Genomic DNA, 25,581 nt, shown 5'->3' with positions numbered 1-25,581 from the left:
TGCCTGGCGTTTGCTTTTGGGGGCTGGGGAGGGCGTGAAAAAGCCGGATGTCTGTGGGGCAGACTGTCCGGCAGTAGTGGTAATGTCTACGCAGCACCCCTGGAGCCTGCTCGATGAGTCGTCAAAGTCCACCTCACCGCGCCGCAGCGCCTTTAGTCGCGTCAAGCACTGACAGCCCCGTCGCCCACCCCCCTATTTGGCATCGCGGCCCGGACTTACCGATCATTGGCAGCACGGGTTCGGCCATTTTGGGGTTCTGCTTTTTGGTGCTTTGGTTGTTGCCGGGCTTAGTGCTGGCGATATTGCTCCTTCTCGGGTTCGAAGCGATGCAAGGTGAACCGCGCAGCGATGGGTCGAGTTTCACAATGTCGACGTTCATTCTGATGCTGATTGGTGGTGTTGTGCTCATGGGGCTGGTCTTCGCGTGGATCTTCTCTGCGGCTAGAGTGCTGGCCTTCACGTTCGACGAAAAACAGCAACTGCTTACCCTCACTGTCACCCGTCGCGGTCGTAAGCCCACCGAAGTGCAGGTGCCATTTAGCGACATTATTTGTATCTGCCCTTACGTGCTCGCCAGTTATGACCGCGATGGGCATTTTAGCGTTGTGTGTCAGGGGCCGAGGGGCAGGGAGTTCGTATATCGATTGGCTGAGGGGACTTCTCTGGAAGAAATGGCGTTTCATGCTGCGTGGTTGCGAGGAATAATTGGCTCACGGATGCAGGAACCCCTGAATCTGGACAAATGAACTACTACATCGTGATACGCGCTATGAAGTGCATCCTTTGCGCGTTATGGGGTAGTGGATGCCGTGGGCAGCGATGATCCGCTCAGCGACCTGCGCGTCTCGTTCCTCCATCTGCTTTCTACGCTCAGCGCCTTGATTGCCACCGCGGTTCGCCTTCTTGAACTTGATACCGAACTCCAGGGTTACCCTGCAAAGTGTTCGGCGGCTGAGCACTGGCACCCAGCCAGGCGCAGAGACCGTTTTGACCGCGTCGAACGTTATGACCGGCTTCGCCAAAGCGATCATTCATCATGAGAACGCAGGGCATGCTTACCCTGATGCGGTGCTGGCGAAAGGCGTGCGGTGATCGCTGCCGGCGACGCAACGGATTCAGCCAGTGGCTGCAGCGTGCCTGCCGTTCTCGGTGATTATCGGGTAGGGGACGCATACCCCGCGAACGTTCCAGCTCGCTCAGCCTCGCAAGCTAGAGTGTCCGTTGACCAAGTCTGGGCGTGGCTATTGTAAAAATTTTTATCTGCGCTCTTGAAAATTTTTCCGGTGCACATAGATTTTTATCACGCGACGCCGAATGCGGGTTGCGTACTTAATCACTTGGATTTAATCAGGAGATTTTGAGATGGCTACTACCCTTTCGCTAGCCCCTTTGTTCCGTCAATCCGTGGGCTTCGATCGCTTCAATGACCTGTTTGAGTCGGCGCTTCGCAGCGAGGCTCCAAACACTTATCCGCCTCACAACGTGGAAAAGCACGGTGATGACGAATATCGCATTGTCATTGCAGTAGCTGGACTCACTGAAGCGGACTTGGATATTCAGGTCGAGAAGGGCGTGTTGACAGTCGTTGGCGAGAAGCGCGAAATCGATAAAGAAGTCACCTATCTGCACCAGGGCATCGCGCAACGAGCATTTCGGTTGTCGTTCCGTCTGGCAGATCACATTGAGGTGCGCGGCGCTTCGATGAACAACGGCCTGTTAAGCATTGATTTGCTGCGTGTGGTTCCTGAAGAAGCCAAACCGAAGAGAATTACTATCGGTGGCGAAGGGACGCCGGAACGACGTCAGGTTAGTTTGCAGTAAGTCAGTGATAACAGAAAAGGCGCTCTGGGTAGCGCCTTTTTTGTTTTTGTGGCGACGGGTTGAAACCGTAACCTCATAGGCTGGCTGTGCGGCTTTATGGGAGTAGTTTCTCCGCGTTAAAGGCGGACGGCACGCGGGCGTTGTTAGTGATGGTGGTGTCTTGTAACGAGAGTATTGCAGGGGTGAGAGGGCGCTCTGAGTAGGTGGCGGGTTCAGATCACTGGATGTGTCTTGTTATCTCTGAAAGGCAGAGCGGCCAGCCTACTAGGCGTAACCGGATTAAAGATAATTCGACGTGACGAAGGGGAATCAGAAGCAGAGGTCGGATACCTTCTTTTGTCGGAGCAACATGGCAAGAGGTATGGCACCGAGTCGCTAAATAGAGTAGTTGCGTATTCAAGCGATACGTTGCAGCTCAATAAACTCTCAGCAGGTGTTACTGATGGGAGTGTTTCGTCATGCCGTGTGCTTGAAAAGTGTGGGTTTCTACAGGCACTGAGGAAGCCCGGCGCATTACAGGTAGTTCACAATGAAGGTGACTTCGGTATTGGCACTGCCGGCCTTGAGATCGCCTGTTGGCAGGCGGTAGTACGCTGCTGATAACGGGATCTTGAAGTCGGTGCCGGTAGTGGTGAAGGCGTTGAACGGGTAGAGGGTATCGAAGGCAATCGGTTGCCCGGCGTCGTTCATCAATTGCAGGCCGATGCCAGTGGCGGTCGAGGTATTATTGAGTGCGACGACACCCTTTGTCGCGTCGATGATGGGAGTGGTGGCCTTGAGCGAGTAGGTGACTTTTTTGATACCGGTCTGGCACTGGTTCAAAGCGATGTTCCAGTGCACCGTTCGTGATGTTGCGCCGGCCTCGCGAAACTCCTGCAATTGATAGTCATCACCCATGGCTACGAGGGCGGAAGGGGTCTGGCAGGAGGCGGCATTCAATATCAGAGGATTGGACAGGTTGAATTTATCCAGAATCAGCTCGCCTGACTGCAGGTTGCCCAGATGACCGGCAGCAATCGTAACTTTCGATGCCAATGTGCCTGACTTGACGATTTCCAGTCGGACCGCACCTGAGACGATACCATAACCTTTTGGGCTAATCGCAAACAGAGACGGCTCATAGCGACTTAACATATCCATCCAGATACGGAACGAAAGCCCCGTTTTACCTAGGGGGAAGTTGGTTACGACACTAGCCGGGGTGCCTAGTGCGGGATTGACTGCCACGCCGTATTGCGAGCCCGCACTGCACGACCAACTGTGCGAGGACGATTGCTGCAAGGTTTCCTGGTAAATCACCGTGCCATCCGGCGTGTCGGCGGGGACTGTCAGGCTGCCATTGGCCAGGCTTGCACCGAAGTTGAGCGTTTGAGTGCTGGGGGAACCGTTGAATGTGCAATTCGCCGCCATTGCGTCCGACGCGCAGGCCAGTAACGTCGCCGCGACAAAGGTGGACATGGTGTTCAGTCGATTCAAATGCTTCATGAAGAGGGCTACAAGGTCGGCAAGAGCGTTGCAGCCTAATCAATCAACGTATCGATGGGCATCAGGCGATTCTTAGAACACGCTACTGCCGTCCTGTGTCAAAACCTGCATCGATAGGGAGGGGCGTGATTACTTCGCGCTCCTCCGGTTACCTCCCGTCCATGACGTCCCCATTTTGACGGATGAGTGGATGCTGGCCCAACGCGAACTGGTGCCCGAGGGCTCGGCTACGGCTACGGCTACGGCTACGGCCCTGGACGCTGGGTAGCGCTGACTCGCTATCTGGAGGACGGTGCTGTGCCCATCGACAGTGAGGTCGATCAACTACTACCGCATCAGTGGAGTGAATCACGCTCGAGCTGGACTGGTGATTGCAGCGTCTCGAATAGGGCCGCGCCAAGCAATGGGTGACAGCAGGAATACAATGATGAGGAACGCCACTTGGGACAGGTAGAACGGCTCCAGCCACTGCTGCTTCAATGCGACGTAAAAAGTGTTATGAGCTACGTCGACCAAGATGATCGCTGCCGTAAGCGCGATTCCGGCTCTTGGCTTGAGGAACAGGAGTAGAGCTGCGAGCGGGTCAAAGAATGTAAGCGCCCCCCAGAAAATACGGCTCACCAAATAAGCGCTAGGCCCGTATCCGTAGTCCCAGAGCAAACCATGTAAAGCATCTGCACGGATGTGATTAGCGGTGGCAACAAAAAGGCAACACGCAAACAAAACTCTGATGGCTAATGACAACCTTGGCATAGCTTTATCTACAGTCGGGATTTAAGCCCTGTATCATAGCGGGATCGACCAGCGATACCAGCTGTTGCTAATTGAGAAGGAGTGATGGCCAACCGTAACCGTCCGGGCAACACACCTTCCTGACACCGTCGCTTGAGGCGATGTTGTCCACCCAAATTTAAGTGCACACCATGTCTTGGCTTTGCGGGATTGAGGAGATGACTTGGCCGGACGCATACCCTGAGGTGCCGCGACATGCACATCAAGGCCAAGGCCGTGCTGGTGGACGTCAAGGGTGAACCGATCATCAACCCGAAGAAGAAAGCGCCTCGCGTGGGCTTTTCGGAGAGGCCACCGATGCCAACAGGGAGTTTGCGTTGATCAAGCACGCTCCTTGACTGATAAGTCGCTCTGCGCAGAGGTCACGAAATAGGCCAATGCGTTGACGGCATGATTGGTAGCTACCAGAGAACTGATCGAGTTCTTAAAACCCTGTTGAGCTAAATTCGCGGGTTCGGCCTGCCCGAGCTGGGTGATATCACCCAGCATCTGGTTAAACATTGCGATAGCGTTAAACTTCGTATCCTTATCGGTTTGCTGTCCATTCTTGTCGAAGGCCATGGTGCCAGACGTAAATCGCGCTGCAACGCTTTCGTCGATTAAGCCGCTCTTATAAAGCTTGGAACCGATCGTTGCCAAGTCACGCGTACTGATCGACGTCAGGTCATACCCTTTCAAAGAGTCCTTCAGGTCAGCGATGGCTTTAGAGCCCGAGAGATTGAGGATATTTGCCGCTTCGTCCGTTTTTTTTACGGTGAACGCGTTTTTTGTCTCGTGAGGATTGTTGATTACATATGCTGCTGCCTGCTTAGACAGGGAAGCTGTTCCGATTATTAACGTCACTGATGATCCTCCATGATGTCTGTGCTTAAAGACCCTATCGGCTGCATATTGATATTCTTAAACGCTGCTACAGAACCAGCGTTTTCTGGTTCTGCCCATAATTCATATCCTGGGTGAGCTGGTGCAAATCGGAAAATCGTCTCGCGCGCTCTTCAGCTCGCAGATGCTGTTTGACGCCATGAGCAGGAAGCTCGCTGCCCACCCACGAAGACGACCGGCCAGCCCTGCAATCAGCAGCGGGCCAACACCGCTGATGTAACAAACCCGGTCTGGCGCCAGTAGCGTGGCCGCGATTTCACCGACAGGCCTTCGCAAGAGGGCCTGACGGGAAATCAGCCCGGAGACATCGGCATGCAAATCAATCAGCAGAAAACGGTGCGGGTCGACGTGACTGAGCTGCACCTGCACATGCACATCAAGGTCTGCGACGGGGTCGCTGCTGGCCTGAAAGATGCCCAAGGCGAAGAAGTCGGCAGCTATGAAAGCTACGTGCCCGACTTCTTCCCCGGTGAGCACTACGGCGACTACCTGATCCTGAATATCGACCTGGAGACAGGCCAGATCACAAACTGGAAGAGGCCAGCCGCCGCCGACATCGAAAAGATGATCGAAGCGAGCCTTCGCATCGGTGACAAACGGTTTAGTGACGCAAGGCGGGAGGCCCGGACGCATACTCTAGTTTGACGAATTGCACCGAGTGCCTCCTTGGGCTCTGTACGAAATATTATCGGACGAAGAGCGATTACTGGATTCTTGGGCCAAATCCACCATAAGGTTTCAACGGTACAACAGAAGTAACTTCCAGCATCCCGGAGTTTACCAGTGGCAGCGTTGCCAGCTTTTCCCGAACGGCAGTCTCGTTTTCGGCTTCAACCAGCAGGCAGGCGCCACCCATGTCACCACGGTGCCAGATAGTGCGGATAAATCCCTCCAGATAGAGAGCCCTGGCACGCTGGGCTTCGGCTTCGAGATGAGGCGCAAAATCCGCATCGGAAAAACGCTCCGAGACTCGACGCGAAAGCGTGATGAACTGCATATATATCCCCTTCAAGGCGTTCGTCGTTTAAACAGTTCACGGATAATTGCAAAAAATATTATTCTGGTCCAAGACGCGTTCTGCATGACTTGAGACCCGATTCACATGACCTTAGATCTTCGATTGCTTGTTGCGTTTATCGCTGTCGCTGAAACCGAAAATGTCGGTCAAGCCGCCAGCCGTCTACATATCTCGCAGTCGCCTTTGAGTCGACAAATCATTCAGCTTGAAGCGCAGCTTGGTCTGAGGTTGTTCGAACGCGCACGTCAGCGCATGCGCCTGACTGACGAAGGACGTCTTTTCCTTCAGGAGGCGCGCAGCCTAGTCGCCCATGCATCTGAAGTCGAAGCAGCGGCGCGCAGTATCGCTCTTGGTGAGACAGGCCATATTGCCGTGGGTTATGTCGAAGCGGCCATGCACTCCAATGTATTACCGCGTGCCCTTGCAGGTCTGCAATCAGGCCATCAGGCTGCTACCTTCGAACTCCGTCCCATGGGCTCCTCAGAACAATCCGAGGCCCTGCTCAGTAGGGCGCTCGACTTCGGACTGGTTTATTCAGTTCCTGAGAGCGCAGACATAGAGTCCATGGAGGTTTCAAGCGAAGCGCTACTGCTTGTTCTGGGAAAAAGACATGCTATGGCCACGCAAGCGAGCATTGCTCCTCAAGACTTGAACGGGGAGCGTTGGGTTGCCTTGGCCCGGTCAAAAAATCCTGCGGCCCGCCAGCGTTTTCTTGAGAACTGCTCCGCTTGCGGTTTCTTGCCTGACATCAAGGTAGAGGCGGATGACCTGCTGGCAGCCTTGCGGCTGGTGGCCTCAGGTTTGGGCATTACCTTTGTCCAGGCGAGTCTTCGGGATTTTCTTGCAGATAGCGTCATATTTCGCGAGCTGCCCTGGTTTCCTTCACGGGTCAGGGTCTATGCTATCTGGCGCAAGGACGACCCCAAGCCGCTTGTCGCGACGCTCCGGCAAGCGCTCTTGGCGGCTTAGCATTAATTCGGCAAGGACTAGATTCAACTCCATCTCCATATGGGGACTTGCGTGCTTGCGTGTTGAAGCCAAACGCACGCATTGGCCGTTTTGCCGTAAGCGCCTGCCGAAGGCACCTTGGCTAAGCTATTACGGAGTTACTGCCCCATAAATGGGCGGCCGTTTAACTAAGCAAGGTGTATTCCGCGGACGCTTAGTGCGCCAGTTAAAGCTGGCGGAGGATAGTCGATGAATGTTCGATACTGGTAAGAAATGGCGAATCAACCAGGCCCCGAGTCATGCATGTTGCACCGTGAGGTGCAGGGTGACGCGTTGACAGGGGAAACCGATGGGCCAGGCCAAGCGTACAGTCGCTACTTACGAGGGGAGGACAACGATGAAAATTTGGCTGGTCGCTATTACTGCGACGGTACTCACCGGTTGTGCGGACAGCGGGCCTATAAAGGTCGGGCCAGATACGTACACGATTTCAACCCGTGTTCCGTTCGGTGGACCTGCATCTGCGAAAGGGCAAGCGCTAAAAGAGGCGAACACGTTCTGCGAGTCTCAAGGCCGAGAGATACTGCTCGATCACATGCAGGCCAGTGAGTGCGCATTGCATGGTGGGTGTGGCGAGGCGGAGATCTTTTTCTTTTGTATGGCCAAGGGGGACCCGCAGTTGAAACGCCAAAAATACAGTCCAGACCCCACACAGAAGATTGAAATCGATCAGCGCTGACCAGCCAGGTCTAGTAGCCTAGGTCGGGCTCCAGTCCCGCCAGACCATAGAGGGAACGACATGCGGATTTTGATCGCGGCGGCGTAGCGGCCATTGGGGTGTCGGCAAGCAGCGTTGTGTTTGCGCAGAGCAGTGCCGGGCCAAAGTTTGTAAACGGATGCAAGGTTGCTTTGCGCTTTTGGGAAACAAAGCGGATGGCGGCAGACGACAATCAAGTGGATATGGGCTACTGCGTGGGCGTGGTTGCCGGGGTTCGTGAAACGCTTCAATACCTTGCGGGTGGAGCCGAGAACACGCTCGCAGGTATTTGCTTGCCTCTACATCGATCAAATGGGCGTGCAGGCAGTCGTCAAGTCCTCTGAAGACCACCCCCGACCGCCTACTCGATACCCATTACAGGGTCGCCATCAGGCAAAAAAAAGGCCCGCGTGCGGGCGGGCCTAATGGGGATTCTTCAAAGGAGTAGGGCGACTGTGCGCCAGGCCCTGTGAATGCCAGGTGAAAAGAATGTCGTAAAAGCAGAAAGCCCGCACGTGGCGGGCTTTCTGTAACACTTGGGGCGCCGATCCTTCAGCACCGTCAGTTTGCAATCATGCGGATTGCCAGCTCAATGGTGGCACGACGAAGGGCAGTACAAAGCGCTCGGCGCTGGGCCGAGTGGCTAAATCAGGCAGGCTTCATCGTCGTTTGATCCAGTAAAGTGATGCTGCATAGCCAAGTGGCTTTCTTTAACCGTCCGTGTAGGTGCGCCAATGCAAAATCCCCCTCCTGAAGGACTACCCATCTATCGGGTTCTGACCGGCAAAGATGATGCCTCCTTCTGTCATCGAGTCTCTGAAGCCCTTGCATTGGGCTACCAACTCTATGGTTCGCCAGCTGTAACGTTCAATGGCGAGTACGTCGTAGTGGCGCAGGCTGTCGTTTGGAACCCTGGCAATTAGCCTGTCGTCATCCAGGAAGCCCAGCCAAGTGCTGGGCTTTTTGCTCGCCTCCCGCAGTGCTACAGTCCGGCCAAATCAGATGAGGGAACAACATGCGGATTTTGATGGCTGCAATGGCCGCTGTGATGTTGGTCGGGTGTTCAAGTGTCGGCGATATCAGGAAGAATCCTCCGCTACTTGAAATTGACTCGCCTCGTTCGCCCAGGGCTGTCGCTGAGTGCATCCGAGATGGGTGGCAGGGCACGAACCTGGTAGGCGGCAGCCTCGGAGGGATCTTGCAGACTACCGGTGACCGGTACACGGTGATAGCGCCCAACCCCGAGAACCCATGGCATCTGGCTGACGTCGATCCGAAAGGGGCAGGAGCCGTAGTGCGATACCACTTCTTCCGTACGTGGCAGTCGCCATCAGACAAAATATCGGGTGTCGTGAGTGCTTGTGCTCGGTGAGTCAAACTGCCGAGTTCGATCGTCACGGGATGGGTGGGCAGGTGGGCGTTTCGCACCATATTTGGACTAAAGCCTCTTCTTTAAGGAAGAAGTCGGGGCGTTTTTTAGACGACTGACGTGTCTAGATCAAGGGTTCTGAGGCGAATGAGGGTTGTCAGCAACGGCTTTGCCGACTACCCTGAAAATGTTCGAATTATTACGAACAATTTCGGTTGTGGCTTTTTTAAGGTCGCACGACTTCAGGATGAGGAACGAAAAATGTTTTCACACGAAGGTCCCGCAATAGAACTTCTACTGTTGATTTTCGGTATGGCTGGTCTACTTTTGGTCGTCTGGTTCATTCATCACCAATACGAACGAAAGACGGGTAAACGCGTTAGAAAACAACACATTCGTGACGGCGGGCATTCGGTGTAAGCCGGCTACCTGATTATCCAGCCGAGCCAGCCGTATCCGGCTGGTTCTCAATACTCAGAAATCCTTCAGCGTTAATCACACCCGTAGCGCAGTGGCGGACGATCGGGCCGTCGCCCCATGTCCGCAGTGTTGTTGAGTCGCGATGATCCTGGGTGAGTAGGGCTGGTTGTTCGCAATGACTAAACGTATCATCGGGGCGAGCACCTTATTCCGGTGCTGAGACTCACACCCTTTGAAGGACATGAGCATGGAAAAGCACTTCGGTAACTCGGGCCTGTTCAAGGCTGCTTCGTATCACTGCAACGACTCCCTGGGCGGCGGCATTGCGCGCTGGGAGCTGAACAATAGTGCGCTGAATACGAAGGAGTTTTTGATATGTCCAAAGAATTACTCGGAGTTTCTGCTCTAGGTTTGATGGTGATCGGTGAGTTTTGTGCAATCTACAGTGAGGTGGTAGCCGCCAAGCTTGCCCAGACAGGAAGTGGCTCGTGGGAAGGGTTCATAGTTCCCGTTGTACTGATGTGTTTTGCAGGGTTTTGTCTGCTGGGCGCCTATTGGCTGGGGTACGTTGCTGTCGGTGACATCTGGGTCGTCACCGTGGTTTCAGTCACTTCCTTGTTGCTGCTTGAGCCTGTGGTGGTCTGGTCGCTGTTTCATGAAGCACCCGGTCGGGGCGCATTGATCGGGTTCTGCCTGGGGGCTCTGGGGATGCTTTCCACAGTATTGTTGTAACCGCTTTCTCTGGCCCGGCCGTAAAACGCTGGGCCGGCTCAATATCGTGAGCGCCCGGGTCTTTGGCGTCTTGCAAGGCCCGCTCCATTGCCTCCCGTCGTCATTTCCCCAACTCTGAACAAATATGGCGTGCCATGTTGCTTGTGCCATTACGGCGTAGTCTCGATTTGCCTGCTGGGCGTCTGGGTATTCGACTCCCCAAATTCACTATCCAGATGCTGAGCAGGCACCTATTGCCCACCGGTATGACGTCGTCCTGCCGCTATAGCCGTTGACCGTGAAGGTCGGATTTACAGTTCAATAACCGTTGCGCTGCGACAGTGCTGGGGGCTCCAGCGATGTGGTGTTCGAAATCTCGTACCTTCGTCAGGTGCGGTTCGCCGCATGCAGCCATTCAGTTGCCGATAGGGAGTTGTTCGAAAAAAATCCGCCTTGATTTTCTGTTTATCTGAATTGACCCGTTAGCGCGCAGGGCGCTGCCGGCACCCGGCAGACCGTGCGTCTGCCGGGATTGGCTAACGTTAAGGCATCAAGACCGAGTCGATAACGTGGATCACGCCGTTGGACTGCATCACGTCTGCGATGCTGATCCCGGCCTTGCCGCCCTTGGCATCCACCAACCACAGTTTCCCATCGTGCAGCTTGATGGTCAGTGACTCGCCTTGCACGGTTTTCAGTACAACGGTGCCGCCGTTCTTTTTCGCGTCGGCCATCAATTGCGCAGCGGTATGAGTGCCAGGCACCACATGGTAAGTCAGGATTTTTGTCAGATCGGCTTTGTGCTCAGGCTTGACCAGCGTGTCGACGGTACCGGCCGGCAGCTTGGCAAAGGCTTCGTTGGTGGGGGCGAATACGGTGAAAGGGCCTTTGCTGTTTAGCGTATCCACCAGCCCGGCAGCCTTGACTGCTGCGACGAGTGTGGTGTGGTCCTTCGAGTTGACCGCGTTTTCTACGATGGTTTTGCTGGGGTACATCGCGGCGCCTCCGACCATCACTGTGTCTGCGGCAACGCTGAGCGTTGCAGCAGTGGAGAGCATCGCGAAGCAGGCGGCTGCAGCCAGTTTTTTGTAAAAAGTGTGCATGGTGTATCTCCTTGGCGCTTAGGCCCTCCGAGTGAGGGTAATGAATCTACGAGCCAACACTGAAAGTGGATGCACCGGTTCATGACATTATTTTCTTTGGCGGCCAGGGCGTAGCCGAGCGGATGGCAGTAACCGACCCTGACTTGACCTGAGTCATCCGCCAATTTCAGCCGGCTGTTAACGTCCTATCCTGCTGAGACGCCAGGGAGGGGCGATATGAGTCTTGGCCCCCCCCCATTCATGATTGGAGCTTTTGCGGTGAAGACCTCGCACTGCATTCTTGGCCTGTTGCTGATAACGGCCCTGACGTTGTTGATTGAAATACCTGTGGGCACCTGGCTGACGTCAGCGAGCCTGAGCTTGATATTCGGAACGAGTGCACTTGTTTACATGGCCGCCTCCTGTCTTCTGGCCAGTCGCTGGCGTGTGGTGGAAAATCTGTTCGGTGGCCTGGACCGTGTGTATGAGGCCCACAAGTGGCTAGGTGTCTGGGCGCTTGTCCTGGCCAGTTATCATTTTGTATTCAAGGCGAACCTCGACGTTTGGAACAGCGTACCGATCCTGGAGTTGCCCAAATACTGGACTCGCCTGGTACGCCAATTGAGCTACGTCGCGCTGGGCCTGATTGTGCTGTTGGCGCTGAACCGCAACATTCCTTACCGCGTGTGGCGGTGGTGGCACAAACTCAGCGGTCCGTTGTTCCTGATCGTGATCCTGCATTGGCTGAGCTTCAAATCACCGATCACCCTGTTCAGCCCCTCGGGTATCTGGTTGACGCTGTGCTGCGGGCTGGGTGTGGTGGCCGCCCTCTATAAATGGGTGCTGTATCCCTTCATCGCCCGTGCCGGCGAATACCAGGTGACGGCGGTGAATAGAGAAAAAGGCGCAGTGCATCTGATACTGGAGCCGATTGATCAAGGGTTCAGCTTCAATGCCGGGCAGTTCGCGTTTCTGGCGATGCAGCAAAAAGGTTTGCGAGAGCCACACCCCTTTACTATCGCCAGCGCCAACAGCGTGAATGGGCAGATTGCATTCATGATCCGAGGGCTGGGCGATTACACGCAAAAACTGTGCGAGTCTGCAAAAGCCGGAATGCGTGCCACGGTATATGCCCCGTATGGAAAGTTTAAACGCGTGGCTCAAGCCGAGCGGGAAATATGGATCGGTGCAGGTGTGGGCATTTCACCCTTCATCTCCTGGTTGCAAGATCCTGCGGGCGAGGACTTCGAAAAAGCCACGCTGGTCTATTGCTTTACCCCCTCGCGCGCCTTCCCGCCTGCCGACGAGCTGCAAGCCATGGCCAAGACGCGCGGGGCGCAATTCGTGGGGAATACCGGCGGCACCGAACAGTTGGCCGAAACCTTGCGCCAAGCGACGGTAACCACCCAGCCGCACAAGATTCACGTCAGTTTTTGCGGGCCAAAAGGCTTGTTGACGAAGGTGCATGAGCTGATGGAGATCAACCGGATTCCGAAAGCGAACCTGCATTTCGAGCTCTTTGAGTTCCGTTGATAGTGACAACGCGGGCCAGCGTCACCGCCCCCCGTGATGCGCTCCGGGGGCTGGCTGTTTGGCGGCAAGGACGTGCAGGCGCCACCTATTGAAAGGTAAGTGTCGGTGTCTGCATCGCACTTTTTTTCATTCTCTGGATCTATGCCTGTCCCGGCCACACTCTTTTCTTGTGTGGGCATAAGAACCAGACCTGGTGCCGATGGATCGTACGTTCACACTGTTTACCCCTCGATGGACGCGTTGGCCGTTGCTGCTGATAGCCGTTTTGGCATGCTGCGCCACCGGCTGCAGCCAGCAGCAGGGGCGCGATATCGCCCGGCAATTGAGCAACGGCAATCCCGATGAGTTTTTCCAGACCAGCGTCGACCGCATGGCGACGCTGGGCATGCGCGACAATCTGCAAAGCTTGTACCTGCTGATGAACAAGCTCTACCTGCGTAACCCCAACCAGTGGCGTCAGTCGGGCTATGTGGATGCCGTGAGTGCTGCCCGGGAAATCCGGCAAGCCATCGAAAATCGCCAACCGTTGCCTGCGCTGGGTGATCGACGTGATTTGGCTGCCCTGAGTTATTCCTTGAGTCCTGAGTTTCGGGGTGACCGAGTCGGCGCATTCATCTACGCGATTGGCAGCATGTTGGTGACTGCCCACGGCGGGCGGACCCAGTTCTATATGACCGACTCGATCAACCCACAGTTTGTCAGCAATGCTGCGCGCAATATCGAGAAGGCCACCTGGCTGCTCAGCCAGCGCCAGGATGCCAATGGGGTATTGCTGCTGTTTTCCAATGAGATATCGGAGGAGGGCAGCAACCTCAGTTTCGCCGTCGAGTTCGGCAAGATCGTCGCGCGGCTCGACCTGCTGGCCCAGATGCTCGATGAACGTTACCGACGCATTGGCCTCAATTACGCACAAAGCCTGTTGCTGATGAATTTCCTGCCAGTGCAGTGAAGCGTGGGGGGCGCGGATTGACCGGCGGGCAGCTTGACCGCGCTCATGCTCTGCGTGAAATGCTCAGCCAGTACGGTGTTTCCCTTTCCCGTGTAGGAAGTGGCCTATCTTGGGCACTGCCGCTTGAAACACTTACCTGTCGGCAATAGCCTCGGATTTTTCCTAAACACGAGGCCCTATTTTGGGTAAGCGAAAAACGGTTTGGCCCACGGATCGCGAAGTTCGGCTGCGGTTTATCCTGTTTGCAGTGATTGACGCCGCCAGTGCTCAGGGCGTCTGTGCCGAGGTGTTGTTGACGGCGCACAAACTGCTGCGTGATGCCCCCAACGAAGCCCGGTTGCGCGAGGCGCTGCACGCTATTCTGGCCACAGACGAAATGTATGGCTTCAGGTTCCCGGTGGGGTCGGAGGCGGATGATCTGATGCAGACGCTGGAGGCGCCCGACGGCTGAGCTCATAAACCAGGTCCGAGGTTGTTGTGGGAACGGTCAATCCGGCGTGACCTGGCGGGCATGCCTGGCTTCCCATCACTGTTCGCGTGGTGGGGCCAGCCTTCCACGCTCCCGAATCCCAAGGACCTGCCCCATGCTGCTGCGCCCACCTCCGTTTCTTTTTGCCGCCCTGACCCTCAGTTCGCTGGTCCAGGCTGAAGACCTGCAATTGGCGCCGGTCGAGGTGACCGCAACGCAGGCCAGCGCCGGCGAAATCGCCCAGGAGCAACTCAAGAGCGTGCCCGGCGGCACCAATTACATCGATATGAGCGGTGTGCAACAGGGACGGGTGAGCACCAACGAGGATGTCTTCAAGTATCAGGCCGGGGTGTATGCCAAGGCCGCGAATAACGAAGGGGTGAAACTGTCCATTCGTGGCTCGGGCCTGAACCGCAGCCCAGGTGCCCATGCCTCCGGGCTGTATGAAATGCTCGACGGCTTGCCGCTCACCGGTCCAGGTGGCACACCCTATGAACTCAAGGACCCGTTGTGGCAAAGCCGGGTAGAAGTGCTGCGTGGCGCCAATGGGTTTGATCAGGGCGCATTGGCGTTGGGGGGTGCGGTCAACTACGTCACCCACACGGGCTACGACGCACCGAAGTTGCAAGTGCGTTATGAAGCCGGTAGCCGAGGCTATGCCCAGCGCGAGATCAGTTCGGGCCAGGTGCTGGGGGATGCCGACTATTACATCAGCCTCACCGATTCGGCCTCCGACGGTGAGCAGCATCAAAGCGCCGGCACGGGCAAGGGTGTCGCAGCGAACTTCGGCTATCGCTTCAACCCAGACCTGGAAACACGCTTCTATTTCCGTTACCGCGAAACCACCAACGACACGCCTGGCAAACTCACGCGTTACCAGATCAGCCATGACCCACGTGCCGCCAACAGCCTTAACGCCGCTCGCGATTCCAAGCGCCTGCAGCCAGGCTCCACCTGGATCGCCAACAAGACCACGTTGCAGCTGGATGACTATTCCCGGGTCGAAGTCGGGCTGGCCTATCACGACTACCCCATGGACTTGCGCGAAGGCACCAACCGCCTGAAAGTCGCCTACACCGATATCAGCAGCACCCTGAACTACATCCGCCAGGACAGCCTGTTCGGGCACGACAGCAAAACCACCGTTGGCCTGCGCACCACCCAGGCGATGCCGAACAATGGCGCGTCGGAATACGTGCGAATCCCTGCCGGCAATACCGCTCCCTATGCGCCCGGCACCAAGACCCGCGACTACAGTTACCTGGGGGCCGACACCGTGCTGCACGTGGGCAACGACCTGGAGCTGGTTCAGGACTTATGGCTGACCACCGGCCTGGCTGCGATCTACACCCGGCGAGAGACCCAGGTCACTTACCCCGAGGGCCAGGTGCCGCTCAGTCAGCATGATTGGGACTATGCGCCGCGCATTGGCCTGCGTTATGACTTCACCCCGCAATTGCAGGTGTATGGCAACCTGAGCCGCTCGGTAGAGCCGCCGCATGCCTGGTCGATGATCTGGGGCTCCAACAAATACTTCGGCCCGGGCAGCGGCCCGGCCACCGGGTTGCAGCGCGAAGGGGTGAAGTTGCGTAACCAGACCGCCACCACCCTGGAGGTCGGTGGACGAGGAGAGGCATGGCTCGGCCAGTGGGACCTGGCACTGTACCGCGCCGAAGTGCGCCATGAGCTGTTGAGCGTGGAAACCCAGGCCCAGACCTCGACCAGCAATGCCATCATCGCCGAAGCCAACGCCAGCCCCACGGTGCATCAGGGCGTGGAGATGAGCCTGCTCAGCCCACTGTGGGATGGCGGCCGCAGGGGGCAGCTTGCACTGCGCCAAGCCTACACCTTCAGCGATTTCCACTACCGTGACGACGACCGTTTCGGTGATAACACCTTGCCCGGCATTCCCAAGCATTACTATCAGGCGCAACTGCGCTACAGCCACCCGACGGGGTTCTACACCAGCCTCAACACCGAGCATGCTTCGCGAGTGGCGGTGGACTACGCCAACTCCTATTACGCCGCAGCCTATACCACCCTGGGCGCCACCTTCGGCTACGACGCGCCCCAACAGGACTGGCAAGCCTGGGTCGACCTGCGTAATCTCACCAACCGCCGCTACGCCAACACCGTCACGCCCGGCTACGACGACAAGGGCATGGACGTTGCTCGCTCCACTCCAGCAGACGGCCGAGGCATTTACACCGGTGTGTCGTGGAGCTGGCGTTGAGCGGCTAATCCAGCTGATGCTCCTCGCTGACGGTCGAGACCCCCGGCGCCAGCCGCTGCTGTGGAAGCAGGCTCATCACGTCACAAAACAATGAGCGTTTTTGCCAGTCGTTACGGTCGCCGATGACATAAAACCGGCGCTTGGCCCGCGTGGCGGCGACGTTCAGCAAGTTGGGTTCACTGACGACCCAATCTCGCGCCCCCGGGTTTTCGGTACTGCCACCCAGCACCATGATCACCACCGGCGCTTCCTTGCCTTGCATGGTGTGGATGGTGCCGTAGACCATCTTGCGCGGCAGCAGGTCCTTGAGGCGATCACGTACCGCCTGGAAGGGCGTAATCACCGCGATGTCGGCAATGCTTACGCCGTCGTCACGCAGGATTGCCAGCAGGTGCTTGAGCGCCTCGCCTTCGGCCGCCACCCAGTTGCCGGACGAAGGGCCGCTGGCCTGGATCCAGCCCGATGCCAGGCTTGCCGAAGTCTCTTTGGCGGGGGGCGGGGTGAGGGTGCCGAAGACCATGACGCCGTCGTAGGCGATTCGGTTCGCCAGCGCGTACATTGGGCGGTCGCAGCGGCGGTGCACCACCAAAGGCAAGCCGACCCAGCGCTTGTCGTGCGCAGGGCCCATCATGCGGCCACAGTGGGTGGCTTCGTCGGCCAGGGTTTGCGCGGACTGACGAGTCGGTACCCAGTATTCGTCCACCTGGTAGCGGGTACGCATGTGCTCCAGGACCGCTTCCGACACGGTAACGATGGGCTTGAGTTGCAACGGGTCGCCCACCAGCACGGCACGTCTGGCCCGCCACAATGCTCCCACAGCCGCCTGCGGCGTGGCCTGGCCCGCTTCATCCACCAGCAGCCAGCCGATTTCGCCGACACCCAGCGAACCGAATGAGCGTGCAAAGGACGCGAAGGTGCTGCTCAAAACCGGCACGAGCATGAACAATGAGGCCCAGCTCGAGCGGATGGCGTCGCGCGAGACGCCCTGAAAGCGACCGCCCTGCAGCACACTGTTGATGAAATACAGGTTGGCGCGAATGCGCTTGGCTTCCAGCTCGAAGAAGCATTGATGCAGCTTGAGCGCCTGGATGAACACGCGGGCGCGAGCCTGCCGCCAGCCTTTGATTGCCCACGGTTCAATCAGCTCGATGGCGTCACCGCGACCGATGATGCCGTGGCGCAGCCAGGCAAGCAGGTGATCGGCCTTGCACGCTTGAGCCAGGGCGGTGATCTGCGCGGTCTGCTGGCCTTGACGCTCACGCAGGCTGCTCAGTGAAAGCTGCTGCTCATCGCTCAGGTCGCTGAGCACTTTGCGCTCAGCGGCCAGGCGCAACGCCGTGCGCCTGACGCGTTCAAAGCCATCTTCGGCCAGGCGGTGCCTGTCGTTGACAAGCTGGTGTACCGCACTCCAGCGGCGCTGTGTGCCCCACAGGCTCAATAGGTTGGCGAAGAAGCCGGGCTTGACCGCGAGGTGCTCTTGCCGCTCATTCAGGCACTGTTGCAGTGCCTCTTGTGCGGGTTTGAATTCATGGTCGTCAAGTTGCGCGACTCGAACATCCGCCTCTCTGATCCTGTGGGTCAACTGTTTGAGCGCCTCGACCTGTTCGGTGATCTGCCGGCGCAACGCATGCAAGACCTGAAGGTGATCATTGAGGTGTTGCGCGTCAGCACTCAATTGCTCGGCGTGAGCCTTGGCTGCCTGGTAAGTCGCCACCGCCTGTTGCCATGTGCTCTGGCGTTGTGCGGTCGTGCGGTGGATCTCGGCCTGGATCCCGAGCCACCCCAGGAAGCCACGCGGACCTGGCTCATCGGCCTCGTCCGACACGTCGTCCTCCGCTTCCTGATCATCATCGAGGGCGTCGGCATCGAGTGCCGACATCCAGTCGTTTTCATCCTCCTCCGGGCTGCCGGCCTTGAGTTTGCGTGGCGGCTCGCCGTAGAAGTAGCGGCTGATAAAGGTTCTGCGCCGGGCTTTGCTGCCCAGGGCGGCCGAGATCAGGCCCCAGGCGGGATTGCCGCTGACCAACTGGCCCAGTTCGCCAAAGTAGTCAGCATCCGGCAACCAGCTGGGGTCGATCTTGTCGAGTTGCGGCAGTTCCAGGGTGACGTTTTCAACGGCACCGTTATTGGACGAGGCGATCACCATTTCAAATCCGAACAAGCACGGGTTGAGTGTGTGAATGTTCTGAAAGTCGTTGCCGTCGCCCACGCGTTCCGGAGGGCCATCGACAAATGCCTGAGACGCACGAGGCAGGCTGGCCAGCGCATCGGCGCGCTGGCTGACGACGGCCGCCAGCAAATCGCGCAGCAGGGTCGTCTTGCCGGTGCCTGGCGGTCCATTGATACCGAGCACGCCTTCGCCGTCGCTCAAGGTGTGCATCAGGGTGTTCACCGCCAGCTGCTGTGAATGCACGAGCCCCAAGTGGTGTTCGGCCGGCCAGCAGCCTGCGGGGTAATGCTTGGGCGCCAATCGTTCGATGAGGGCCAGGGAGGCGTCATCATCATCGACATGCAGGCGCTTGTCCGGGGCGTGTCGTGCCAGATACTGCGCCAGCGGTTGGCTCGCGATGCCTTTTTGCAGGCTGTCGGACACATCGGCCAGGTCTGCGAGCAGGAAGCTGTTAAGCGGGTCGTCTTCCGGTTCGGGGTTCTTTTCCTTGATCGGCGTGGAGCGCCAGCGGTGGCTGAACAGCCTCGGCTCGCGGAAAAAATCATCCAGGCCAAGGAAACCGCGAATCTTGTCCGTCAGCGTGACCAGGGTCGCGGCATCGACCTGGCCGCCCATCAGGGCCTTGATGTCGTCGCGCAGGTATTTCTGATCGTCGTCGAAGCCGCGTGTCCAATCCGTCCCCGCCAGGGCGCGGCCCAGAAACCAGGCTTCGCTGGAAAGCACCAGGCTGTCCTGTACCATCAGCCCCTGGGCGGTGAACTTCAGCGCGAAGAGTGCGGACTCTCGGCCTTTTGCCGGCTCCTTGTACCCCTGGTCGGCGCCGTAGAGTTGCTTGAGCGCCTCCGCCACCGTGCGGCTGTCATAGAGGTGAGCAAACAGGGTGTGGCTCCAGACCCGGCCCTTGGGCCTTTGCTGGCGGCTCACGGGGCTGTCTTCAGACCACGGCATCACCGGCCGTGTCGCGTTGCAGTCATGCAGGAATGATGAAGACAGGCTGTCGCGCTTTTCGATTTTCGGTGCCGACTGGGGTTGCAGCAACTCGACGGCGTGCCAGTAGCGGGTGATGGTTTCTTGATTCATCAATCTCAGTCCTTTGTGTTTGACGCCGGATCATCCCTGTCCGACGCAGATGGCCAGGCCTCTAAGCCGCCTGTGGCAGCAGGCAAAGGCTGCCCTCGACATCCTTGACCAGCCCACTGGCCAGAAACAGTGGGGCCAGGCGCTTGTGCAGCTGCGGCTCGACGAACGCTTTGACCGTCTCCAGTGCCAGCACGCCACTGAGCGGCAACTCGGCCTTGGTGTAGGACAACCACGCTTTCTTCAATGCCATCAACACATCGCTGCCCGCCGTTGAGGCGAAGCGCCGTTGGACGGGTTTGGCCTCGAAGTTAAAGGTGTGCTGGAACGCGTAGCCGGTTTCATCGCCGTTGCCGGCGGCGCAACGCACGCACGTGCACGGGCCATCGACGAACGCGCTGCGCAGGTAGGCGTTGAAGTCCACCACGGGTTTGAGTGACAGGCGCTTATCGACCTCGAACAGGTCCCCGGTCATTTTATCGTCAGTGTTCAACGTCCATTTCCTCGCAGTCAGTGGCGGTATTTCAAAGCGCGGCACAATAGCAGCCGTGCGCTTGTTTGGGGATTATTTGCATAACAATAGATCCCAGTATTCTTTTCCCGTCTTAAACATCGCCGCTACGCAGCATCCCCCAATGCCAGTCAGTTAAGCGCTAGAACGAGCTACCGCTCGCCACAGTGACAGCGCTCCTTCTTAACTGACTGGCATTGGCACAAGCCCCTCCCACATTTGAACCGCATTGCCCGAGAATTAGCGGAAGAATTCGCCGGGTGTGCTCTCGAACTGCTGGCGAAACGCGTTGATAAACGCCGACGTCGATTCATAGCCACACCCCAGCGCCACATCCGTCACCCGCTCGCCTTGCTCCAGGGCGGGCAGGGCACTCAGCAAGCGCAGGCGCTGGCGCCAGGCCCGAAAGGTCAGCCCGGTGTCACTCAGGAACAACCGGCTCAGGGTCTTTTCGCTGACCCCCAGTTTCTGGCTCCAATCCCCCAGGGTGGTCTGTTGTTCCGGATGCAGGTTCAGGCTGCGGTAGATCTGCCGCAGCCGCACGTCGTGGGGTAAGGGCAGCATCAGGTCCACCTGGGGCGCGGCAGCGAGTTGGTCGAGCACCACTTGGGCCAGGCGCCCATCCGGCCCGTCCTCGGCATATTCCACCGGTAACTCACTGAAACTGCGGATCAACTCGCGCAACAGGCTGCTGACCTCCAGCACCTGGCAACGCTCGGCCGCCCAGGCGGTGACGCTGCAATCGAGGTACAGGCTGCGCATTTCCGTATGGGGCGAACTGAACACCCGGTGGGGCACGCCCGCCGGGATCCACACCGCGCGCTGGGGGGGCGCGACGAAGCGGCCGACACTGGTCTGGATCTCCAATACCCCGCAAATCGCGTAGGACAACTGCACCCACGGGTGACTGTGCCGGCGCGTCAACGCCCGGTTGGGCAAGGATTCGGTGCGCCCATACACCGGCCGTGGCAGGCTGGACAGCCCGGGCACACTGCGTCGGACGGTCTTGTCGTGTCCTTTAGGCGGCATTTACTGGCTCATTGGCGTTAGTCGGTAATAAACCGTTACGTTAGAGTTGCGACGATGCTCTTGGCAACCCCTGGAAGATTTGCTTATGACCCGCCCGCGCTTTCTACCCGATAACTTCACCCTGACCCTGATCGCCACGGTGATCCTCGCCTCGCTGCTGCCCGCCAGCGGCCAGACCGCCGTGGCCTTCGGCTGGGTGACTAACCTGGCCATCGCACTGCTGTTTTTCCTGCACGGCGCCAAGCTGTCACGCCAGGCCATCGTCGCCGGTGCCGGCCACTGGCGCCTGCACCTGCTGGTGTTCAGCCTGACCTTCGTACTGTTCCCGTTGCTGGGTCTGGCGCTCAAGCCTGTGTTGTCGCCGCTGATCGGTAAAGACCTGTACATGGGCATGCTCTACCTCTGCGCCTTGCCGGCCACGGTGCAATCGGCGATTGCGTTCACCTCGCTGGCGCGCGGCAACATCCCGGCGGCGATCTGCAGCGCAGCGGCCTCAAGCCTGTTCGGCATCTTCCTGACACCACTGCTGGTGACCCTGCTGCTCAACGTGCACGGTGACGGCGGCTCCACGGTCGATGCGATCCTCAAGATCAGCGTGCAGTTGTTGCTGCCTTTCGTCGCCGGCCAAATTGCGCGGCGCTGGATCGGTGACTGGGTCGGGCGCAACAAGTCCTGGCTGAAATTCGTCGACCAAGGCTCGATCCTGCTGGTGGTGTATGGCGCGTTCAGCGAAGCGGTCAACGAAGGCATCTGGCACCAGATCCCGCTGTGGGAACTGGGCGGGCTGGTGGTTGCTTGCTGCGTACTGCTCGCACTGGTGCTGGTGGCGTCCACCGTGTTGGGCAAGGCATTGGGCTTTAACCAGGAAGACCGCATCACCATCCTGTTCTGCGGTTCGAAGAAAAGCCTGGCCACCGGCGTGCCGATGGCCCAGGTGCTGTTTGCCGGGGCCACCATGGGCGTGTTGATTCTGCCGTTGATGCTGTTCCACCAGATCCAGTTGATGGTGTGTGCGGCCCTGGCCCAGCGCTATGCCAAGCGGCCGGAGAGCATTCCTGAGCTGATGGGGCAGGTGGATCCGTGACCCAGGTCTCATTCACAGCGCAATGACTTCAAGTTAACCCCCACGCCGACGACTACCTTCTTAATCATCCAGGAAGGAGTGTCGGCATGAACATTTGCGGTATTTCGGTAGTGGCGGGTCTTCTTTGCCTCGGCGCAAGTACCGGTGGTGCAGCCCAGACCGTGGGGCAGGGCGTCATTGAGTTCAAGGGCAGTATCGTCGAGCCGGTGTGTGCGGCAAATGCGCGCAGTGGCGCGGTGATGGAATTGAACGGTTGCTCCAATGCCAGCCGTGGCAGCCGCCTCGATGTGCGCAGCCTGGCCCCGGTGGCCAGCGTCAACGCGCCCCATCTACGGCTGGTGACGGACAGCGGCGAAGGGCGTTATTACGACCAGCGCTACCTGTTGGTGGACGGTGCGGGCAAGCCCATCCGGTCAGGCAACTACGTGATCACCCTGACGTCCCCATAAGCCCAGGGGCGACGATCTGCGTCAACAGCGGCCCGAGAAACCTATAGAATGCTCGGCGGCGGCGCTTGTCCTGGGTGGCCGTTCGATCATCGTCAGAGTACCGCGTCCGTCAATGAGCCTTTCAGCCGCAACGCCCCACGCCAACTGGCAACCGGTCATCGCCCTCGCGCTGGCCGCGTTTGTGTTCAACACCACCGAATTCGTCCCTGTCGGGCTGCTCAGTGCCATCGGCGCCAGCTTTGACATGCCCGTGTCCAGCGTCGGCCTGATGCTCACCATCTATGCCTGGATCGTGTCCTTGACCTCGCTGCCGGTGATGTTGCTCACGCGTAACGTCGAGCGCCGCAAATTGCTGATCGTGTTGTTCGGCCTGTTTATCGCCAGCCATATCCTCTCCAGCGTGGCCACCAGTTTTGGCCTGTTGATGGTCAGCCGAATCGGCATCGCCTTGGCCCATGCGTTGTTCTGGTCGATCACCGCGTCCCTGGCCGTGCGCCTGGCACCGGAGGGCAAACAGGTGCAAGCCCTCGGCCTGCTCGCCACCGGGACCTCCCTGGCGATGGTGCTGGGCATTCCCCTCGGCCGTTTGCTCGGCGAAGCCATGGGCTGGCGCACCACGTTCCTGGTGATTGCCGCATTCGCCGCCGCGCTGGTGTTTTGGCTGGCGCGTACCTTGCCGCGGTTGCCGAGCCAGAACTCCGGTTCCCTGCGCAGCCTGCCGCTGCTGTTCAAGCGTCCGGCGCTGGTGGCGCTCTACGTCCTTACCGCCATGACCGTCACCGCGCAATTCACCGCCTACAGCTATATCGAACCCTTCGTCGAAGGTGTTGCCGGCCTCAGCGGTAATGTGGTGACCCTGTTCCTGCTGGTGTTCGGCGGCGCAGGCATCATCGGCTCGTTGCTGTTCAGCCTGGTGCATCGCTTCAACCCGCACCTCTTCGTGGTCAGTGCCGTCTTCCTGCTCGCGGCGTGCCTGGCACTCCTGTTGCCGTTAAGCGGCGCCGAGTCCTACCTCATTGGCCTGAGCGTGTTCTGGGGCCTGGCGATCATGGGCTTCGGCCTGGCCATGCAGTCCAAGGTGCTGGTGCTGGCGCCGGACGCCACCGACGTGGCCATGGCAATGTTCTCCGGCATCTACAACATCGGTATCGGTGGCGGGGCGCTGATGGGCAGCTGGGTCGGCAGCCACTTCGGCTTCGCCTGGATCGGCGCGGCGGGCGGGTTGCTGGCGGCGCTGGCGTTGATCGGCTATTGCCTGGCGATTCGGCGGTTTGGGACGGGGGTGGCCCGCACACCAAGCTGATGGATGCGGCACTTCAGGAGGATTGAATATGATCAAGGACATGAAGCTCGCTTTGCTCATCGTGACCGCTGCCCTTTCACTGACAGGGTGCGAGAACCATGAAGAGCACGTGTTTCAGATCGAGCGCTGCTTTGTGGCGGGCGTTTTGGGAAAAGATCGTTGAATCTGAGTTTTGCAAAAAGTACCTGGACTGATTCGGGGATCCGAAACAGCTTGCTCGCGCTGGGTTGCAGAGCGGCCCCAGTAAAGGCACTGAAATGCTTCCTGAAAGAACTCAGCGCCAGGTTTGGGGCTGCTGCGCAGCCCAACGCGGGGCGAGCCCGCTCGCCACAGGGGAATATGACTGCCTTCAAAAGTTATGTAGACGCCTATGCTTATCGCAGGGCCGTCAGCATCGCCTCCAACTTCTCCTGATCCCGCGCAAACTGCCGGATGCCTTCGGCCAGTTTCTCGGTGGCCATCGCATCCTCATTCGACGCCCAACGAAATTGCGCTTCGGTCAGCGTCTGACGCGTTTCCCCTGCGGCACCGGGCACCAACGCGCGCGGCAGCGGGCCGTTATCGTCAGCGAGTTTTTGCAGCAGGTCCGGGCTGATGGTCAGGCGGTCACACCCGGCCAACTGTTCGATCTGGCTGAGGGTGCGGAAGCTGGCGCCCATTACCACGGTGTCGATCGTGTTGGCCTTGTAGTAGTTGTAGATACGCGTCACTGACTGCACGCCCGGGTCTTCGGCACCGGTGTAGTCCAGGCCGGTGTTCTTGCGGTACCAGTCATAGATACGGCCCACGAACGGCGAGATCAAAAACACCCCGGCCTCGGCGCAGGCCACGGCCTGGGCGAAGGAGAACAACAGGGTCAGGTTGGTCTGGATACCGGCTTTTTCCAGGCGCGCGGCGGTGCGGATGCCTTCCCAGGTGGAGGCCAGCTTGATCAGTACGCGGTCACGCCCGATGCCGGCCTGGTCGTACAGCGCAATCAACTGGTTGGCCTTGGCCCATAGCGCGTCTTCGTCGAAGGACAGGCGCGCGTCGACCTCGGTGGAAATGCGCCCCGGGATGACCTTGAGAATGCCCGCACCCACCGACACGGCGAAGTGGTCGCAGGCCAGCGCGACGTTGCCTTTGGACAGGTTCACAGCATTGCGCAGCAGCTCGGCGTATTGCGGGATGGCGGCAGCCTTGAGCAGCAGCGACGGGTTGGTGGTGGCGTCCACCGGGCGCAGGCGGCTGATGGCTTCCAGGTCGCCGGTGTCGCAAACCACGGTGGTGAATTGCTTGAGTTGTTCGAGCTTGGACGTCATGGGCGGCGGTCTCCGGGAAAGGGGGGGCGAGGGTTCCTGTTGTACCACTTCTCGGGTGCCTTGTTTACCTTCCCTGTGCATTCGCGCAGTGACGCAAATGCCCCCCCAAAAGCCCGGGCGTGTCCCCGCTTCCCATGTCACCGCCCACCGCGCAAATCCCTTAGTTTTCCAATCCTGTCGCGAGCCTC

At 58.6% G+C, this 25,581-nt stretch carries 25 protein-coding genes and 1 pseudogene; 18 read left to right on the top strand and 8 right to left on the bottom strand.

Going from position 1 to position 25,581, the window contains the following annotated elements; genetic code table 11:
- Positions 1 to 113 precede the first annotated feature (113 nt).
- Both M5B43_RS18910 and M5B43_RS18905 read left to right on the top strand, forming a co-directional pair.
- Positions 114 to 746 carry a hypothetical protein gene (locus M5B43_RS18910; RefSeq protein ID WP_248751528.1) on the top strand — a complete coding sequence of 211 codons (633 nt, stop codon included), beginning with the start codon at positions 114 to 116 and terminating at the stop codon, positions 744 to 746.
- Positions 747 to 1,362: 616 nt separating this feature from the next.
- The gene (locus tag M5B43_RS18905) at positions 1,363 to 1,821 is read left to right on the top strand and encodes an Hsp20 family protein (RefSeq protein WP_248751527.1); all 459 of its coding nucleotides are present in this window, start codon (positions 1,363 to 1,365) and stop codon (positions 1,819 to 1,821) included.
- A gap of 513 nt (positions 1,822 to 2,334) precedes the next feature.
- Here M5B43_RS18905 and M5B43_RS18900 read toward each other — a convergent pair.
- Positions 2,335 to 3,306 carry a fimbrial protein gene (locus M5B43_RS18900; RefSeq protein WP_248751526.1) on the bottom strand — a complete coding sequence of 324 codons (972 nt, stop codon included), beginning with the start codon at positions 3,304 to 3,306 and terminating at the stop codon, positions 2,335 to 2,337.
- A gap of 184 nt (positions 3,307 to 3,490) precedes the next feature.
- Here M5B43_RS18900 and M5B43_RS18895 point away from each other — a divergent pair.
- Both M5B43_RS18895 and M5B43_RS27300 read left to right on the top strand, forming a co-directional pair.
- A pseudogene (locus M5B43_RS18895) lies at positions 3,491 to 3,618 on the top strand (transposase); the annotation flags it as partial.
- 675 nt (positions 3,619 to 4,293) lie between these two features.
- On the top strand, positions 4,294 to 4,419 hold the full coding sequence (locus M5B43_RS27300; protein WP_283099537.1) for a hypothetical protein: 126 nt from the start codon (positions 4,294 to 4,296) through the stop codon (positions 4,417 to 4,419).
- On the opposite strand, the gene M5B43_RS18890 is transcribed toward M5B43_RS27300, so the two are convergent.
- The gene (locus tag M5B43_RS18890; RefSeq protein WP_248751525.1) at positions 4,420 to 4,941 is read right to left on the bottom strand and encodes a hypothetical protein; all 522 of its coding nucleotides are present in this window, start codon (positions 4,939 to 4,941) and stop codon (positions 4,420 to 4,422) included.
- 351 nt (positions 4,942 to 5,292) lie between these two features.
- On the opposite strand from M5B43_RS18890, the gene M5B43_RS18885 reads away from it, so the two are divergent.
- Positions 5,293 to 5,625, top strand: a complete 333-nt coding sequence (locus M5B43_RS18885) for a hypothetical protein (protein ID WP_248751524.1) — start codon at positions 5,293 to 5,295, stop codon at positions 5,623 to 5,625.
- Positions 5,626 to 5,683: 58 nt separating this feature from the next.
- Here M5B43_RS18885 and M5B43_RS18880 read toward each other — a convergent pair whose 3' ends face one another.
- A complete protein-coding gene (locus tag M5B43_RS18880; protein WP_248751523.1) occupies positions 5,684 to 5,977 on the bottom strand; it encodes a muconolactone Delta-isomerase family protein in 294 nt (97 codons plus the stop codon).
- A gap of 105 nt (positions 5,978 to 6,082) precedes the next feature.
- On the opposite strand from M5B43_RS18880, the gene M5B43_RS18875 reads away from it, so the two are divergent.
- The 5 genes from M5B43_RS18875 to M5B43_RS18855 all read left to right on the top strand — a co-directional run bounded on the left by M5B43_RS18875 (position 6,083) and on the right by M5B43_RS18855 (position 10,224).
- Positions 6,083 to 6,967 carry a LysR family transcriptional regulator gene (locus tag M5B43_RS18875; RefSeq protein ID WP_248751522.1) on the top strand — a complete coding sequence of 295 codons (885 nt, stop codon included), beginning with the start codon at positions 6,083 to 6,085 and terminating at the stop codon, positions 6,965 to 6,967.
- Positions 6,968 to 7,343: 376 nt separating this feature from the next.
- Positions 7,344 to 7,685, top strand: a complete 342-nt coding sequence (locus M5B43_RS18870) for a hypothetical protein (protein WP_248751521.1) — start codon at positions 7,344 to 7,346, stop codon at positions 7,683 to 7,685.
- Positions 7,686 to 8,437: 752 nt separating this feature from the next.
- A complete protein-coding gene (locus tag M5B43_RS18865; RefSeq protein WP_248751520.1) occupies positions 8,438 to 8,626 on the top strand; it encodes a DUF1737 domain-containing protein in 189 nt (62 codons plus the stop codon).
- A 1,113-nt stretch (positions 8,627 to 9,739) separates the two neighbouring features.
- Entirely contained in the window at positions 9,740 to 9,901 is a 162-nt protein-coding gene (locus M5B43_RS18860) for a hypothetical protein (RefSeq protein WP_248751519.1), read from the top strand.
- A 5-nt stretch (positions 9,902 to 9,906) separates the two neighbouring features.
- Entirely contained in the window at positions 9,907 to 10,224 is a 318-nt protein-coding gene (locus M5B43_RS18855; RefSeq protein WP_248751554.1) for a hypothetical protein, read from the top strand.
- 521 nt (positions 10,225 to 10,745) lie between these two features.
- Here the strand turns inward: M5B43_RS18855 and M5B43_RS18850 are convergent.
- Positions 10,746 to 11,306, bottom strand: a complete 561-nt coding sequence (locus M5B43_RS18850; RefSeq protein WP_248751518.1) for a fasciclin domain-containing protein — start codon at positions 11,304 to 11,306, stop codon at positions 10,746 to 10,748.
- A 258-nt stretch (positions 11,307 to 11,564) separates the two neighbouring features.
- On the opposite strand from M5B43_RS18850, the gene M5B43_RS18845 reads away from it, so the two are divergent.
- The 4 genes from M5B43_RS18845 (at position 11,565) to M5B43_RS18830 (ending at position 16,469) form a co-directional block, all read left to right on the top strand.
- On the top strand, positions 11,565 to 12,818 hold the full coding sequence (locus M5B43_RS18845; protein ID WP_248751517.1) for a ferredoxin reductase family protein: 1,254 nt from the start codon (positions 11,565 to 11,567) through the stop codon (positions 12,816 to 12,818).
- A gap of 199 nt (positions 12,819 to 13,017) precedes the next feature.
- Entirely contained in the window at positions 13,018 to 13,767 is a 750-nt protein-coding gene (locus tag M5B43_RS18840; RefSeq protein ID WP_248751516.1) for a hypothetical protein, read from the top strand.
- 181 nt (positions 13,768 to 13,948) lie between these two features.
- Positions 13,949 to 14,218, top strand: coding sequence for a hypothetical protein (locus M5B43_RS18835; protein ID WP_248751515.1), 270 nt, complete (start codon positions 13,949 to 13,951; stop codon positions 14,216 to 14,218).
- A 133-nt stretch (positions 14,219 to 14,351) separates the two neighbouring features.
- Positions 14,352 to 16,469, top strand: coding sequence for a TonB-dependent receptor (locus M5B43_RS18830; RefSeq protein WP_248751514.1), 2,118 nt, complete (start codon positions 14,352 to 14,354; stop codon positions 16,467 to 16,469).
- Between the two features lie 4 nt (positions 16,470 to 16,473).
- Here M5B43_RS18830 and M5B43_RS18825 read toward each other — a convergent pair whose 3' ends face one another.
- From M5B43_RS18825 to M5B43_RS18815, 3 genes are all read right to left on the bottom strand, one after another.
- Positions 16,474 to 19,719, bottom strand: a complete 3,246-nt coding sequence (locus tag M5B43_RS18825) for an AAA domain-containing protein (protein WP_248751513.1) — start codon at positions 19,717 to 19,719, stop codon at positions 16,474 to 16,476.
- A gap of 61 nt (positions 19,720 to 19,780) precedes the next feature.
- Positions 19,781 to 20,209, bottom strand: coding sequence for a hypothetical protein (locus M5B43_RS18820; RefSeq protein WP_248751512.1), 429 nt, complete (start codon positions 20,207 to 20,209; stop codon positions 19,781 to 19,783).
- A gap of 258 nt (positions 20,210 to 20,467) precedes the next feature.
- Entirely contained in the window at positions 20,468 to 21,256 is a 789-nt protein-coding gene (locus M5B43_RS18815) for a helix-turn-helix transcriptional regulator (RefSeq protein ID WP_248751511.1), read from the bottom strand.
- Between the two features lie 85 nt (positions 21,257 to 21,341).
- On the opposite strand from M5B43_RS18815, the gene M5B43_RS18810 reads away from it, so the two are divergent.
- The 4 genes from M5B43_RS18810 (at position 21,342) to M5B43_RS27295 (ending at position 24,255) form a co-directional block, all read left to right on the top strand.
- Positions 21,342 to 22,340: a bile acid:sodium symporter family protein gene (locus tag M5B43_RS18810; RefSeq protein WP_248751510.1), complete on the top strand. Its 999-nt coding sequence runs from the start codon at positions 21,342 to 21,344 to the stop codon at positions 22,338 to 22,340.
- A gap of 86 nt (positions 22,341 to 22,426) precedes the next feature.
- The gene (locus M5B43_RS18805) at positions 22,427 to 22,789 is read left to right on the top strand and encodes a type 1 fimbrial protein (protein ID WP_248751509.1); all 363 of its coding nucleotides are present in this window, start codon (positions 22,427 to 22,429) and stop codon (positions 22,787 to 22,789) included.
- A 112-nt stretch (positions 22,790 to 22,901) separates the two neighbouring features.
- Positions 22,902 to 24,092, top strand: coding sequence for a sugar transporter (locus M5B43_RS18800; protein WP_248751508.1), 1,191 nt, complete (start codon positions 22,902 to 22,904; stop codon positions 24,090 to 24,092).
- Between the two features lie 28 nt (positions 24,093 to 24,120).
- The gene (locus M5B43_RS27295) at positions 24,121 to 24,255 is read left to right on the top strand and encodes a hypothetical protein (protein ID WP_283099536.1); all 135 of its coding nucleotides are present in this window, start codon (positions 24,121 to 24,123) and stop codon (positions 24,253 to 24,255) included.
- 211 nt (positions 24,256 to 24,466) lie between these two features.
- On the opposite strand, the gene tal is transcribed toward M5B43_RS27295, so the two are convergent.
- Positions 24,467 to 25,393 (bottom strand): transaldolase, encoded by a 927-nt coding sequence (tal, locus tag M5B43_RS18795; protein WP_248751507.1) that lies wholly within the window; start codon positions 25,391 to 25,393, stop codon positions 24,467 to 24,469.
- Positions 25,394 to 25,581: the final 188 nt, after the last annotated feature.

It is taken from the genome of Pseudomonas sp. MWU15-20650, assembly GCF_023242475.1.
GTDB lineage: Bacteria > Pseudomonadota > Gammaproteobacteria > Pseudomonadales > Pseudomonadaceae > Aquipseudomonas.
The sequence above is the reverse complement of the archived record's forward strand: the minus strand, read 5'-3'. Positions and strand labels throughout refer to the sequence as shown.